Genomic DNA, 12,319 nt, shown 5'->3' with positions numbered 1-12,319 from the left:
GGCGCGTGACATCACGCCCCCGCACCCGCCGCGCCGTGCTGGCGCTCGCCGTGGCCGGGCTGGCCACGACCGCGCTGGCGGCCTGCGGCGACGACGAGAAACCGCCCGCTGTCGGTGACGTGCTGCGCTTCCCGCCGGCCGAGCGCAAGGCGGCCCCCGCGGTCACCGGCGAGCTGCTCGACGGCAGCGCGTACGACATGGCGGCCCAGCGGGGCAGCGTGGTGGTCGTCAACTTCTGGGCGAGCTGGTGCGCGCCCTGCCGGCTGGAAGCCGCCGACCTGGAGCAGACCGCCAAGGACACCGCCGCCTCGGGCGTGGTGTTCCTCGGCGTCAACAACCGCGACGACCGCGACAAGGCCAAGGCGTTCGTGGCCGCCCGCAATTCGTACCCCAGCATCTTCGACCCGGGCGGCCGGCTGTCGCTGCGCTTCGTCGACGTGCCCCCGGTGTCCACCCCCTCCACGCTGATCATCGACCGGCAGGGCCGGGTCGCCGCCGTGCTGCGCAAGGCGACCAACGCCGCCGAGCTGGGCCCGATCGTGCGCGAGATCGCCGCCGAGCAGGCCGGCTGATGACGGTGCCTGCTGATGCGTGAGGACCGCTGATGGGTGAGGACTTCGCCGCCGTGGTCAACGGCGGCCCGCTGGTGCTGGCCGTCGCCGTCGCCGCGCTCGCCGGGCTGGCCAGCTTCCTGTCGCCGTGCGTGCTGCCGCTGGTGCCCGGCTACCTGTCGTACGTGACCGGCCTGGTCGGCGCGGACCTCGACGCCACGCTGGGCGACGACCGCACCGGCCTGGGCCGGGCCCGCCGCGGCCGGGTGCTGGCCGGGGTGCTGCTGTTCATCGCCGGGTTCGCCGCCGTGTTCCTGACCACCACGATCGTCGCGGCGCAGGTCGGCCGCCTGCTGCTCACCTACGAGCGGGCGCTGCAGGTCGGCATCGGCGCGCTGATCGTGCTGTTCGGCCTGGCCTTCCTCGGCGTCATCCCAGGCCTGGACAACGAGAAGCGCATCCAGCGCCTGCCCCAGGCCGGGCTGTGGGGCGCGCCGGTCTTCGGCGCCGTGTTCGCGCTGAGCTGGGTGCCGTGCCTGTCCCCGACGCTCGCCGCGGTCGGCGCGCTGGCCGGGGCGTACGGCGACACCGGCCGGGCCGTGGTGCTGGGTCTGGCCTACTGCCTGGGCATCGGCATCCCGTTCCTGGTGCTCGGCCTGGGCATGCGCAAGCTCACCGGTGTGGTCGGCTTCATCCGGCGCAACTCGCGCTGGGTCACCCGCTTCGGCGGGGCGCTGCTGATCCTCGTCGGCCTCGCCCTGATCACGGGCGCGTGGGGCGACTTCGTGATCTGGCTGCGGGTCACCTTCGGCGCCGGGGAGATCTCGATATGACCGCGCGCAGCACGACTCGCCGCCTCGCGACGGGCCCGGGGACCGCCTCATGAGCGTCACCGAGGCCGCCGTCGAGAACCCGCCCACGGGCGAGCCGCCACGCCGGCGTACCCCCCGGATCGTCGCGGCCGGATGGGCCGCGGCGCGCAACGGATGGCGGCAGCTCACCAGCATGCGCACCGCGCTGATGCTGCTGTTCCTGCTGGCCGTCGCGGCGATCCCCGGCTCGGTCCTGCCGCAGCGCTCGGTCAAGGTCGAGGACGTGCAGGGCTTCTACGCCGCCAACCCCGACCTCGCGCCGGTGCTGGACCGGCTGTGGGGCTTCGACGTGTACGCCTCGCCCTGGTTCGCCGCGATCTACCTGCTGCTGTTCACCTCGCTGATCGGCTGCATCGCCCCGCGCCTGCGCGACCACGTGAAGGCGCTGCGTTCCGCCCCGCCGGACGCGCCCAAGCACCTCGATCGGCTGCCGCAGTCGGCGGTGCTCGACACCGTCACCGACGAGGCGGCAGCCAGGGCCGCGCTGCGCGGCTGGCGCACCGTACGCCGCGAGCACGCCGACGGCACGGTCACCCTCGCCGCCGAGAAGGGCTACCTCAAAGAGGCCGGCAACCTGCTGTTCCACAGCTCGCTGCTGGTCATCCTGGTCGGTGTCGGGCTCGGCTCGCTGTGGGGCTGGCACGCCGGCCGGCTCATCGTCACCGGTCCGGAGCAGGTCTTCTGCAACACGGTGCAGCAGTACGACGACTTCGGGCTCGGCCCGCGGGTCGGCGCGGGCGACCTGCCCGACTTCTGCCTGGAGCTGCTCGACTTCCGCGCCGAGTACCGCCCGGACGGCATGCCGATCTCCTTTGCCGCCGACGTCGCCGCCACCGACTCCGCGCACGGCGACCTGGGCCGGCACACGTTCAGCGTGAACCACCCGCTGCGCCTGTCCGGGGCCAACGTGTACCTGCTCGGCCACGGGTACGCCCCGGTGCTGCGCTACACCGACGCCGCCGGGGTCACCCAGGAGACGGTGGCGCCGTTCCCGTACACCGACGCGACGCTGACCAGCGAGGGCGTGGCCGCGTTCCCGGACGCCAACGGCAGCGACAAGACCAAGCAGATGGCGTTCTCCGGCACGTACATGCCGACCCGTGACGGCCCGCCCTACCTGCGCTCGGACCACCCCGAGGAGCGCAACCCCGCGCTCATGCTCACCGCGTACCGCGGTGACCTGGGGCTGGACGCGGGCATCCCGAGCTCGGTCTACGACCTCGACCAGCGCCAGCTCGACGCCGGACGGCTGACGAAGTACGGCGAGCCGAAGCTGATGCGGCGCGGCGAGACGTGGACGCTGGCAGACGGCAGCAAGCTCGAGTTCGTCGGCACCCGGCAGTGGATCACGGTGTCCATCCGGCACGACCCCGGCGAGCCGATCGTGCTCACCGGCGCGGTCCTGCTGCTGGTCGGCCTGCCGCTGTCGCTGTACGGCAAGCGCCGCCGGGTCTGGCTGCGGCTGCGCCCCGACGGCAGCGCCGCGGCGGGCGGCCTGCCCCGCACCGAGTACCCCGGTTTCGAAGACGAGTTCCGTTCCCTGGTCGAGAGGTGGCAACGGTAGTGGCAGAACTGTCCGACGGTCTTCTGATCGTCACCCTGCTTTCGTACCTGGCCGCGATGCTGCTGCACGCGGGCGAGTACGCGTTCGGCAGCCGCGGCCGGATCGCGAACGCGGTCGCCGCCCCGGCTCCCGCCCGTGAGCTGGTCGGCGCGGGCGCGCCGGTGGTGACCGAGGCCCCGCACGCGTACGCCGCCCCGGCGGTCACCACCCCGGACGGCCCCGCCGAGGCCCGCTCCAAGGCCGCGTGGCTCGGGCCCGCCGCGGTCCTGGCCACCGGAGTCGGCGTGGTCGCACACGCGATCACCGTGGTGACCCGGGGCATCGCCGCCGAGCGGCTGCCGTTCGGCAACATGTACGAGTTCGTGCTGGCGATCACGCTGCTGGGCACCGTGGTCTGGCTGGGCACGCTGTTCTTCCAGCGGCAGGTGCGCCACCTGGGCCTGTTCGTGATGGTCTTCGAGGTGCTGCTCGTCGGCGTGGCCGGCATGATCCTCTACACGCCGGTCGGGCCGCTGGTCCCGGCGCTGGACTCGTACTGGTTCGGCATCCACATCGGTGCTGTCATCACCTCGTCCAGCCTGTTCATGATCGCCGGCGCGGCTTCGATCATGTACCTGGTGCGGACCGGCTACGACAACGGCAAGCGCGGCTTCCTGTACGCCTTCGGCGGCCGCCTGGCCAACGCCGAGGCCGTCGAGCGGCTCTCCTTCCGGCTGCACGCCTTCGCGTTCCCGATCTGGACCTTCGGCGTGACCGCGGGCGCGATCTGGGCCGAGGTCGCCTGGGGCCGGTACTGGGGCTGGGACCCGAAGGAGGTCTGGGCGTTCATCTCCTGGGTCGTCTACGCCGGCTACCTGCACGCGCGGGCGACCCCGAGCATCAAGCGCTCCACCGCGGCCTGGATCGCCGTCATCGGCTTCCTGACGATGATGATGAACCTGTTCGGCGTCAACATCTTCTTCACCGGCCTGCACTCCTACGGCGGCGTGTAACCCGCGTCCCAGCCTGGGTCCGAAGGAAGGGCACCTTCTTAACGCTATGCGTTATAGAAGGTGCCCTTCCTAACGTCTCTGCCGCGCTGAGCTGGGACGCGGCGAGGTGGGGGGCGGTTTCGGGGTGGCCGCAGCGGTGGAAGCGTATTGATCGCTGTTTCGTGTCGGAACCTGCGGTCTGACCCCAGGTTTCGACACGAAACAGCGATCAAGCCTGGTCGACGGGACGATCCGCCGAGTAGGGGCAGGTTGCGTTCACCAGAGGCGGTCGATGAGGCCGGGGTGCAGCGCGATGCGGGCGTCGGTGAAGGAGTCCGCGTGCCGGCGGGCGGCCGGCGAGAAGAAGCCCGCCATGGTGACCTTGTCGAACAGGTCGCTGGGAAAGGGATCGTCGGCGGTGCCGCCCACCAGCACCGCGCCCGTCACCAGCTGCCAGCCGGCGCTCTCGTAGAAACCCTGCAGCGCCCGGTCGCAGGTGAAGATGCCCAGGTCCGCGCCGCTGAGACGGATCGCTTCGCGCGCATGCGAGACCAGCTGCCGGCCATGCCCCCGCCCGCGGTGTGCCGTACCGGTGACCACCCTGCTGAGCCCCCGGGCGCGGTAGCCCCGGCCGTCGTGCCGGATCTCCTTGGACAGCACGTCGAGACTCGCGAGCAGCGTTCCGCCGTCGTCGACCAGCAGCATCGTCACCGGGTCGAGTGCCGGATCGTGCCAGTCGCCGCTGCCTGTGCGCTGCTCGCCGTCCTCGCCGTCGGTGCCGCTGCCGCTGATGTCGTCAGCGTCGGCAGCGCCGTCGGCAGCGCCGTCGGCCGTGGGCGGCCAGGCCTGCGCCTGCAGAGCCACCACCTGCGCCCGCAGCGCGTCGGGGGTCTGCCGTTCGGGAAAGGTCAGGATTCGCACGAGGCCGAAGGCTAGCGGAGCCGGCCGCCTGGCGGCCTGCGATTTCATCGGCTCCCGCCGGTTCACCGGCATCCGCCCTGCGACTCGTCACCCTGCCTGGTCAGGGCGCTGAGATGGAGGAGGGGCACCCTCTACGACGCCGACCGTCAAGAAGGTGCCCTTCCTTCGCCCCGGGAGGGGCTAGCAGGTGGTGGTGGTCCAGGAGGTGTACGGGAGGCGCCAGTCGAGGCAGTAGGTGGCGAAGTCGGCACCGGGGCTGGTGGGGACGTCGGCGTTCCAGGGGCGCAGCCCGGCATCCGGGGACGACTTGAGCTGGACGTTGTCGATCGCGAGCCGGGGGATGGTGACCGTGCCCGGGTCGGCGGGGTCGGCGTGCACCTCGACGTACTGCTCGATCTCGGCCTGGCCGGACAGCGGCAGCGGGCGGCTGGTGAGCAGGTTCCACCGGTCGCCCCACCACAGCCAGGCCTGCCAGGACGGCTGGTCGCCGGCGGACTCGGTCTGCAGGTGCAGCCACAGCCGGTCGCCGGGAGCCACCGCGTACTGGTCGTAGAAGGCCCAGGCGCGGGTTGCCGTGTCGTAGGTGTAGACGCGCTGGCGGGCGTCGCCGGACCAGCCGGTCTCGGTCCAGCCGACCTCGAGCCAGGCCTGCTCGGCGCCCCGGCCCGCCTTGGCCATGAACCGGGCCGCGACGAAGTCGTACGTGCCCGGCCGCACCCCGGTGTCGCCGACCTCGATTCGGCCCAGCACGCCGGACCAGCGGCCCCGCGTCGTCGCGCCGAGGTGGTGGTAGCCGGGGCTGGGCACCGCATGGGCGACGGGCTGCACCACGGTGGCGTGCGAGCGGCAGACGCCCGGCGTGGACAGGCTGGGCGGCCCGGTGGGCGCGCTGGTGGAGGCGGGCCGGTCGGCGGGGCAGTCGGGCATCGCGCCGGCGGTGGTTGCGGGGGCGCATCCGGCGGCCAGCGCCAGCAGCGTCGCCGCGAGCAGCGCCACCTTCGCGACGTGGGTGAGGCGGGGGTTCACATCCGGGTCAACCGGCCGGGCCGGGCGGGGGTGACGATGGCGTACGCCGCAGCGCGTCGCCCCTCCCCGGCGGAGTGACGGGGCAGATGCGAGGATGCCAGCATGGCGGCACCGCGTTTCCCGTTCGACGACCTGCAGGGCTTCCTCGGCGCGCTGGAGCGGGCCGGGGAGTTGCACCGGGTCACCACCCCCGTCGATCCGACGCTGGAGATCAGCGAGATCGTCACCCGTACCGTGCGGGCCAAGGGCCCGGCGCTGCTGTTCGAGAAGCCGACCCGCGGCATGATGCCGCTCGCGATCAACATCTTCGGCAGCGACCGCCGGATGGCGATGGCGCTGGGTGTGCAGGACTTCGACGAGATCGGGGCCCGGATCGCCGACCTGGCCAAGCCCGAGCTGCCGCAGGGCTTCAGCGGGATGATGGACGGCCTCGGCAAGATCATGCAGCTGAAGTCGCTGCCGCCGAAGAAGGTCAAGAGCGCGCCTTGCCAGGAGGTCGTGCTCAAGGGCGACGAGGTCGACCTCAACATGCTGCCCGGCCTCGTGATGTGGCCCGGCGACGGCGGCATCTACCACAACTACGGGTTGACCCATACCAAGCACCCGGAAACCGGAAAGCGCAACCTTGGCCTCTACCGGCTGCAGCAGCACTCGCACAACACCGTCGGCATGCACTGGCAGATCCACAAGGACTCGACCGCGCACCACGCCGTCGCGGAGCGCCGCGGCGAGCGGCTGCCGGTCGCGATCGCGTTCGGCGCGGACCCGGTGGTGTCGTACGCGGCGAGCGCGCCGCTGCCCGGTGACATCGACGAATACCTGTTCGCGGGGTTCCTGCGCGGGGAGCGGGTCGAGCTGGTCGACTGCCTGACCGTGCCGCTGCAGGTGCCCGCGAGCGCCAACGTGATCCTGGAGGGCTGGGTCGAGCCCGGCGAGCGGCTGCCCGAGGGTCCGTTCGGCGACCACACCGGCTTCTACACCCCCGTCGAGCCGTTCCCCGTGCTGCACGTCGAGTGCATGACGATGCGCCGCGACCCGGTCTACCACTCGATCATCACGAGCAAGCCGCCACAGGAGGACGGGCCGATCGGCCGCGCCACCGAGCGCATCTTCCTGCCGCTGATCAAGATCCTGGTGCCGGACATCGTGGACTACCACATGCCCGAGGCGGGGGTTTTCCACAACTGCCTGATCGTCGCGATCAACAAGCGGTACCCCAAGCACGCGCAGAAGGTGATGAGCGCGGTCTGGGGCGCGCACCTGCTCAGCCTCGTCAAGCTGATCGTGGTGGTGGACGACGACTGCGACCCGCGCGACCTGACCGAGGTCGCGTTCCGCGCCTTCGGCAACGTCGACTACGCGCACGACCTGGTGCTGACCCAGGGGCCCGTCGACCACCTCGACCACGCGTCGTACCAGCAGTTCTGGGGCGGCAAGGCCGGCGTCGACGCCACCCGCAAGCTGCCCACCGAGGGCTACACACGCGGCTGGCCGGAGGAGATGCGGATGGCCCCCGAGATCGTCGCGAAGGTCGACAAGCGGTGGAAGGAGTACGGGTTCCCGGAGAGCCCGTCGCGGAAGGGTTGGGGCAAGTGAGCACCGCTTCGCAGGACTCCGTCGGCGTCACCGCGTCCGGTGGCCCCGCGCTCAAGGAGCCGGGCCGGGTCAAGGCGTTCCTCAAGCTGGTCGCGATCGAGCACTCCGTGTTCGCGCTGCCGTTCGCGTACCTGTCGGCGCTGGTCGCCATGGACCGGACGCTCGGCCGGGTGGACTGGCTGACCCTGCTGCTGATCACGATCGCGATGGTCGGGGCGCGCACCTTCGCCATGGCCGCGAATCGGATCATCGACCGGCACATCGACGCGCGCAACCCGCGTACCGCCCAGCGTGAGCTGGTCACCGGAGCGGTGAGCGTGCGCACTGCCTGGCTCGGCGCGGCGGCGGCCCTGGTCGTGTTCATGGGCGCGGCGCTCGCGCTCAACCCGCTGTGCGCGCTGCTGGCGCCGCTGGCCGTGGTGCCCCTGGTGCTGTACCCGTACGGCAAGCGCTTCACCGACTGGCCGCACGCGATCCTGGCGCTGGCGCAGGCCGTCGGACCGATCGGTGCCTGGCTCGCGGTCACCGGCGCCTTCGCCGGATCCGGCCCGGCCTGGCTGCTCGGTCTCGCGGTGGGGCTGTGGATCGGCGGCTTCGACCTGATCTATGCCTGCCAGGACGCCGAGGTCGACCGGCAGATCGGCGTTCGCAGCGTGCCCGCCCGGTACGGCGTGCGCAACGCGCTGCTGATCTCGACGCTGACCCACGTGGTGACGTTCGTGCTGTTCGTGGCGTTCGGCGTGTGGGTCGGCCTGGGCTGGCCGTGGTGGATCGGCCTGGCACTGACCGCGGCGGCCTTCGGATACCAGCACGTCATCGTGACCCCCACCGACCTGTCCAAGGTCAACCGCGCCTTCTTCACCGCCAACGGCTTCGTCGGGATCGCCCTGTTCGTCTTCGCCGTCCTCGCCCTCCTGGTCTGACCCGCCACCCCCACCTGCGCAACTCTTAAAGAGTCGCGCCTTCCGGGCAGTCCGGAGGCCGCGACTCTTTAAGAGTTGCGGCCGGGCGGCCGGGCGGCCGGGCGGCCGGGTGGGCGGGCGGCCGGGTGGGCGGGGCGCGGGTCAGCGGTGGCCGAGGTGGCCGGTCCAGCGGGTGAGGAGGGTGTGGGGGACGGCGGCGGCGTCGAGGACCTTTCCGGCGACGAAGTCGATGAGCTGCTGGGCCTGGGCGTTCGCGCCGGTGCCGTAGAAGCCGGGGCTGGCCGGCAGGACCACCGCGCCGGAGTCGATCAGCTCGACCAGGTGCAGCAGGTGGCTGCGGGTCACCGGCGTCTCGCGCGGCACGATCACGACCGGGCGGCGCTCCTTGAGGTTCACCTCGGCCGCCCGCTGCAGCAGGTCCTTGGACAGGCCCAGCGCGATGCCGGCGCACGCCGCGGTCGAGGCCGGGACGACGATCATGCCCTTGGCCCGGTACGAGCCGCTGCTCGGTCCCGCCGCGAGGTCGCCGGCGGGCCAGTAGCGCAGGTCTGCGTCGTCGAGCGGGTTGTCGAGCCAGGTGGCGAGGTCCTCGCGCCAGTGCGCGTCCCGGAACGGGTGCCCGGTCTCGTCGAGGATGGTCAGCCGGGCCGCCCGGGACACCACCAGGTCGACCGCCTCGCCCGCCGCGCACAGCCCCCGCAGCACGGCGGCGGCGTACGGGGTGCCGGAAGCCCCCGACACCCCCAGCACCCAGGGCGTGCGCGGTGTTACGTCGGCAGACACACCGATGACACTAGCCGGGCTGGTTGACCGGCTGGACACGGCTGCCTAGCCTCAGCGCATGCCAGCCCAGCCAGCCAGTTTCCGGGTCGCGGTCGAGATCGTGGTGAACCGGCCCGTCGCGCAGGTCTTCGCGTACCTGTCCGACCTGAGGCACGATCCGCAGTGGTGGGGCGGCCTCCACTCGTCGCGCCGGATCAGCGGCGACGGCGGCGTCGGCACGCTGTACGAGCTGGACGCGACCCTGCTGCGGGTGCGGCACCGGACCCGGATCGAGGTCACCGCGCAGGAGCCGCCGCGCCGCCAGACGATCACGGTCCGCAGCGGACCGCTGCCCTACACAGCCCACTACGAGTGGTCCGAACTCGCCCCCGGGCGCACCCGCTTCGGCCTGGTCGCCGAGATCGTCGCCGCCCGCCCCTGGGCCTGGTTCGGCCCCCTCCTCAGCCCCCTGCTGTCCCTCCTGGCCCGCCGCTACTTCCGCCGCGTCCCCGCCATCATCGAAGCCGCCACCCCAGCCTGACCCCCACCTCGGCCACATGATCGCGACGATCTTGCGCGAGCGGTCGCCCTTACGACCGGTTCGCGTGTGTCGTCCCCACAGTTCACGCAAGATCGTCCCGCGGTCGGGGTGGGTCAGATGGCGTACTCGCCCAGGGGGTCGGTGTGGGTGTGGGAGTACATGCGCTCGTGGAAGCGGACGAAGCGGTCGATCAGGGTGGTGGCGCGGCGGTCGTCGAGGCGGGCGTCGAGGGCGGCCAGGCCGGCGGCGAGGCGGGCGCTGTGCAGGGCGTAGAGGCCTGCGTGGTAGCTGAGGCTGTCGGCCAGGGCGGTGAGGGCCGCGGTGGCGTCACCGGCCCGGCGGGCGTGCCAGAGCGCGACGTTGGCCTCGCCGTTGACGATGTCCTTCTGGAGCCGGGTGAAGGCGGTGTCGGGGTCGACGGCGAGCACGTCGAGGGCGGCTGCGGCGGTGTCGTGGCCGTCGGCGTCGCAGGCCCGCAGGATGCGGTTGATCAGCGCGTGCTGCTGCACCGCGGGCATGCGCAGCAGGCGGGTGCCCAGGTCGTTCTGCAGGCGCACCAGTAGCGCGGCGTCGGACAGCAGGTCGCTGAGGGTGCCGTCGGCGAGCACAGCCCGGTGTGCGGGCACCGGGGCCACCACGTCGTTCAGCACGCAGACGAAGTAGGCCAGCGTCGGCACCACCAGGATGCTCTGGCCGCCGAGCGAGGCCAGGTCGAGCCTGGACAGGTGTTCGGCGCGCAGGGTGCGCTCGACGGCCCGGTACCGGTCGGCGAGGCCCTGGCGGACCAGGGAGGCGGTGGGTGCGCCGTCGATGCCGTCGACGAGGTCGCGGCAGCTCTCGACGTTGGCGACGAGCGCGGCCCACAGGCCGTACTCGACGTCCTGCAGCAGGGGCGCGTCGGCGCCGACGTGGCGGGCGTAGTCCTCGGCCATGCCGGCGCGTTTGCTCTTGACCAGGCTCTGCTCGAAGCCGGAGGCGTGCCGGGCGGCGTCGCGGGCGGGCCCGGACAGCAGCAGCATGGCGGGAGTGTTCCGGCCGGGGGCCAGCGCCTGGAGCATGGCCCGGTTGAGCGCGCCGATCAGGTCGAGGCGGCGGCCCTGGGCGGCGTCGAGCACGGGGTGTCCCAGGCCGATGGCCAGGTCGTCGGAGACCACCTCGAACACCTGGTACGCGTTCATGCGCCCGGCGTGCTCCAGTAGGACGGGCCAGTCGTCCTCCTCGACCAGGCCGCTGAGCATCCGGGTGTTCATGGTGACGAGCTGGATCACACCGGTGCTCTGCAGGTATTCGTGCCGCCGGGGATTGTCCGCCGAGTAAGCCCACGCGGTGAAGTCCCGGTAGGGGCCGGCGGGCATGTGCCGCCCGATGGTCTCGGTCAGCGCCGAGCACGTCGCGGCCAGCAGCTGGGCGGCGCGCCGGTTGGTTGGCATGCGGCGACTCGATCCTCGGGTCCGGCACGGGCCACACGGTTCGGTGGCCCGTTCAAGGAACGTGGTGAGTCCCTTCCCTGACGGGAGGCGAGCGCCGGGACATGCCGTGTTCCTGGCGCCGGGTCAGCGCCGCTGATGAGGGTACGACCATATGGACCGCCGTGTCGTACCACTCGGTAGAGATCCTGGTTGGACCGTGGCGGTCAGTATCCGCCCGGCCGGCTGCCCGCCGCCCGCGGTGTGGCGCCGGCGCCGGGTTGCGGTGCCGGGCTGCCCGGAGGGTTGTCCTCGTCGAACTCGCCCTCGCCCTCCAGCAGTGCCCGCACCTCCGACTCGCGGAACCGGCGGTGGCCGCCCGGCGTGCGAATGCTGCCGATGCGTCCGGCCGCTGCCCACCTGGTCACCGTCTTTGGGTCGACCCGGAACAGCGCGGCCACCTCGCCAGGTGTCAACAGGCGATCTCCTGTGTCCACGCCCACCTCCTTGCGTCGACGGAGTTGGTTCGGGCGCACCCGGTGCCGCCTCCGCTGGCACGTACGCCCAATTAGAGCACCATCACTAGCTGATGTCCCTAAAATGGTCGTATGCACCTTTTGGGGGGTTCGCATCCATATGTTGCGAACCTCATTCGTATATTGCCCGAAGATGCGCCCCTCCGTGCCCACTCTGGAAGAAACTGCCTCTAAGGTGCTCTGTGTGGACGCGATCGACCGCAACCTGCTTGACCTGCTGCGCAACAACGCCCGCCTCTCGTACGCGGAGCTCGCGCGCCAGGTCGGCCTCTCCGCGCCGGCGGTGCACGACCGGGTCGGCAAGCTGGAGGCCTCGGGCGTGATCCGCGGCTACCACGCGGACGTGGAGCCCAGCTCCATCGACCTCGGCGTGACCGCGCTGATCGGCATCGTCGCCGACCCGGCCGTCGACATGGAGGACGTCTCCGCGGCACTGCAGGGACTCGACCAGATCGAGTCCTGCTACTTCATGGCCGGCGAGGAGTCATACCTGGTCAAGGCCAGGGTCGGCACCATCGCGGAGCTGGAGCAGCTCATCGTGCAGCTCTCGCGCACCCGCGGGGTGGCACGCACCCGCACCGCGATCGCGCTGTCCACCACCTTCGAGGGCCGCCCGAGGCCGCTGCTCAGCTGAAACTCATTCGCGAAAT

13 protein-coding genes are annotated in these 12,319 nt (G+C 71.8%); 8 read left to right on the top strand and 5 right to left on the bottom strand.

Annotation, left to right across the window (positions count from 1 at the left end; translation table 11 throughout):
- Nucleotides 1-5: 5 nt before the first annotated feature.
- The 4 genes from F6W97_RS05560 to ccsB are packed head-to-tail and all read left to right on the top strand — an operon-like array spanning nt 6 to nt 3,979.
- A complete protein-coding gene (locus tag F6W97_RS05560) occupies nt 6-572 on the top strand; it encodes a TlpA family protein disulfide reductase (protein WP_230686440.1) in 567 nt (188 codons plus the stop codon).
- A 32-nt stretch (nt 573-604) separates the two neighbouring features.
- Nucleotides 605-1,384 carry a cytochrome c biogenesis CcdA family protein gene (locus tag F6W97_RS05555; RefSeq protein ID WP_155369049.1) on the top strand — a complete coding sequence of 260 codons (780 nt, stop codon included), beginning with the start codon at nt 605-607 and terminating at the stop codon, nt 1,382-1,384.
- 49 nt (nt 1,385-1,433) lie between these two features.
- A complete protein-coding gene (gene resB, locus F6W97_RS05550) occupies nt 1,434-2,987 on the top strand; it encodes a cytochrome c biogenesis protein ResB (protein WP_155369048.1) in 1,554 nt (517 codons plus the stop codon).
- Nucleotides 2,987-3,979 (top strand): c-type cytochrome biogenesis protein CcsB, encoded by a 993-nt coding sequence (gene ccsB, locus F6W97_RS05545; protein ID WP_155369047.1) that lies wholly within the window; start codon nt 2,987-2,989, stop codon nt 3,977-3,979. The genes resB and ccsB overlap by 1 nt, the downstream gene beginning before the upstream one ends.
- Before the next feature lie 255 nt (nt 3,980-4,234).
- On the opposite strand, the gene F6W97_RS05540 is transcribed toward ccsB, so the two are convergent.
- Both F6W97_RS05540 and F6W97_RS05535 read right to left on the bottom strand, forming a co-directional pair.
- Nucleotides 4,235-4,879 carry a GNAT family N-acetyltransferase gene (locus F6W97_RS05540; RefSeq protein ID WP_155369046.1) on the bottom strand — a complete coding sequence of 215 codons (645 nt, stop codon included), beginning with the start codon at nt 4,877-4,879 and terminating at the stop codon, nt 4,235-4,237.
- A gap of 180 nt (nt 4,880-5,059) precedes the next feature.
- Entirely contained in the window at nt 5,060-5,905 is an 846-nt protein-coding gene (locus F6W97_RS05535) for a hypothetical protein (RefSeq protein WP_230686439.1), read from the bottom strand.
- Nucleotides 5,906-6,007: 102 nt separating this feature from the next.
- On the opposite strand from F6W97_RS05535, the gene F6W97_RS05530 reads away from it, so the two are divergent.
- Both F6W97_RS05530 and mqnP read left to right on the top strand, forming a co-directional pair.
- The gene (locus F6W97_RS05530) at nt 6,008-7,501 is read left to right on the top strand and encodes a menaquinone biosynthesis decarboxylase (protein ID WP_155369045.1); all 1,494 of its coding nucleotides are present in this window, start codon (nt 6,008-6,010) and stop codon (nt 7,499-7,501) included.
- A complete protein-coding gene (gene mqnP, locus F6W97_RS05525; protein ID WP_155369044.1) occupies nt 7,498-8,424 on the top strand; it encodes a menaquinone biosynthesis prenyltransferase MqnP in 927 nt (308 codons plus the stop codon). Before F6W97_RS05530 ends, mqnP begins: the two co-directional genes overlap by 4 nt.
- A 141-nt stretch (nt 8,425-8,565) precedes the next feature.
- On the opposite strand, the gene F6W97_RS05520 is transcribed toward mqnP, so the two are convergent.
- On the bottom strand, nt 8,566-9,207 hold the full coding sequence (locus F6W97_RS05520; protein ID WP_155369043.1) for a UbiX family flavin prenyltransferase: 642 nt from the start codon (nt 9,205-9,207) through the stop codon (nt 8,566-8,568).
- Between the two features lie 58 nt (nt 9,208-9,265).
- Here F6W97_RS05520 and F6W97_RS05515 point away from each other — a divergent pair, with 58 nt between their 5' ends.
- The gene (locus tag F6W97_RS05515) at nt 9,266-9,727 is read left to right on the top strand and encodes an SRPBCC family protein (protein WP_155369042.1); all 462 of its coding nucleotides are present in this window, start codon (nt 9,266-9,268) and stop codon (nt 9,725-9,727) included.
- Between the two features lie 113 nt (nt 9,728-9,840).
- On the opposite strand, the gene F6W97_RS05510 is transcribed toward F6W97_RS05515, so the two are convergent.
- Together F6W97_RS05510 and F6W97_RS41360 are read right to left on the bottom strand one after the other, a co-directional pair.
- Complete coding sequence (locus tag F6W97_RS05510) at nt 9,841-11,157, bottom strand: VirB8 family type IV secretion system protein (protein ID WP_155369041.1); 1,317 nt, start codon at nt 11,155-11,157, stop codon at nt 9,841-9,843.
- A gap of 203 nt (nt 11,158-11,360) precedes the next feature.
- Nucleotides 11,361-11,630 carry a BldC family transcriptional regulator gene (locus F6W97_RS41360; protein ID WP_155369040.1) on the bottom strand — a complete coding sequence of 90 codons (270 nt, stop codon included), beginning with the start codon at nt 11,628-11,630 and terminating at the stop codon, nt 11,361-11,363.
- Between the two features lie 223 nt (nt 11,631-11,853).
- Here F6W97_RS41360 and F6W97_RS05500 point away from each other — a divergent pair, with 223 nt between their 5' ends.
- Entirely contained in the window at nt 11,854-12,303 is a 450-nt protein-coding gene (locus tag F6W97_RS05500; protein WP_155369039.1) for an Lrp/AsnC family transcriptional regulator, read from the top strand.
- Nucleotides 12,304-12,319: the final 16 nt, after the last annotated feature.

The organism is Catellatospora vulcania, assembly GCF_009720385.1.
In the GTDB taxonomy this organism is placed as follows: domain Bacteria; phylum Actinomycetota; class Actinomycetes; order Mycobacteriales; family Micromonosporaceae; genus Catellatospora; species Catellatospora vulcania.
This window is presented reverse-complemented; position numbering and strand designations above follow the sequence as displayed.

Coding starts and splice junctions, on each gene's coding strand:
- F6W97_RS05515 (WP_155369042.1), top strand. CDS start 9,266: ATGCCAGCCCAGCCAGCCAGTTTCCGGGTCGCGGTCGAGATCGTGGTG.
- F6W97_RS05555 (WP_155369049.1), top strand. CDS start 605: ATGGGTGAGGACTTCGCCGCCGTGGTCAACGGCGGCCCGCTGGTGCTG.
- resB (WP_155369048.1), top strand. CDS start 1,434: ATGAGCGTCACCGAGGCCGCCGTCGAGAACCCGCCCACGGGCGAGCCG.
- F6W97_RS05510 (WP_155369041.1), bottom strand. CDS start 11,157: ATGCCAACCAACCGGCGCGCCGCCCAGCTGCTGGCCGCGACGTGCTCG.
- F6W97_RS05530 (WP_155369045.1), top strand. CDS start 6,008: ATGGCGGCACCGCGTTTCCCGTTCGACGACCTGCAGGGCTTCCTCGGC.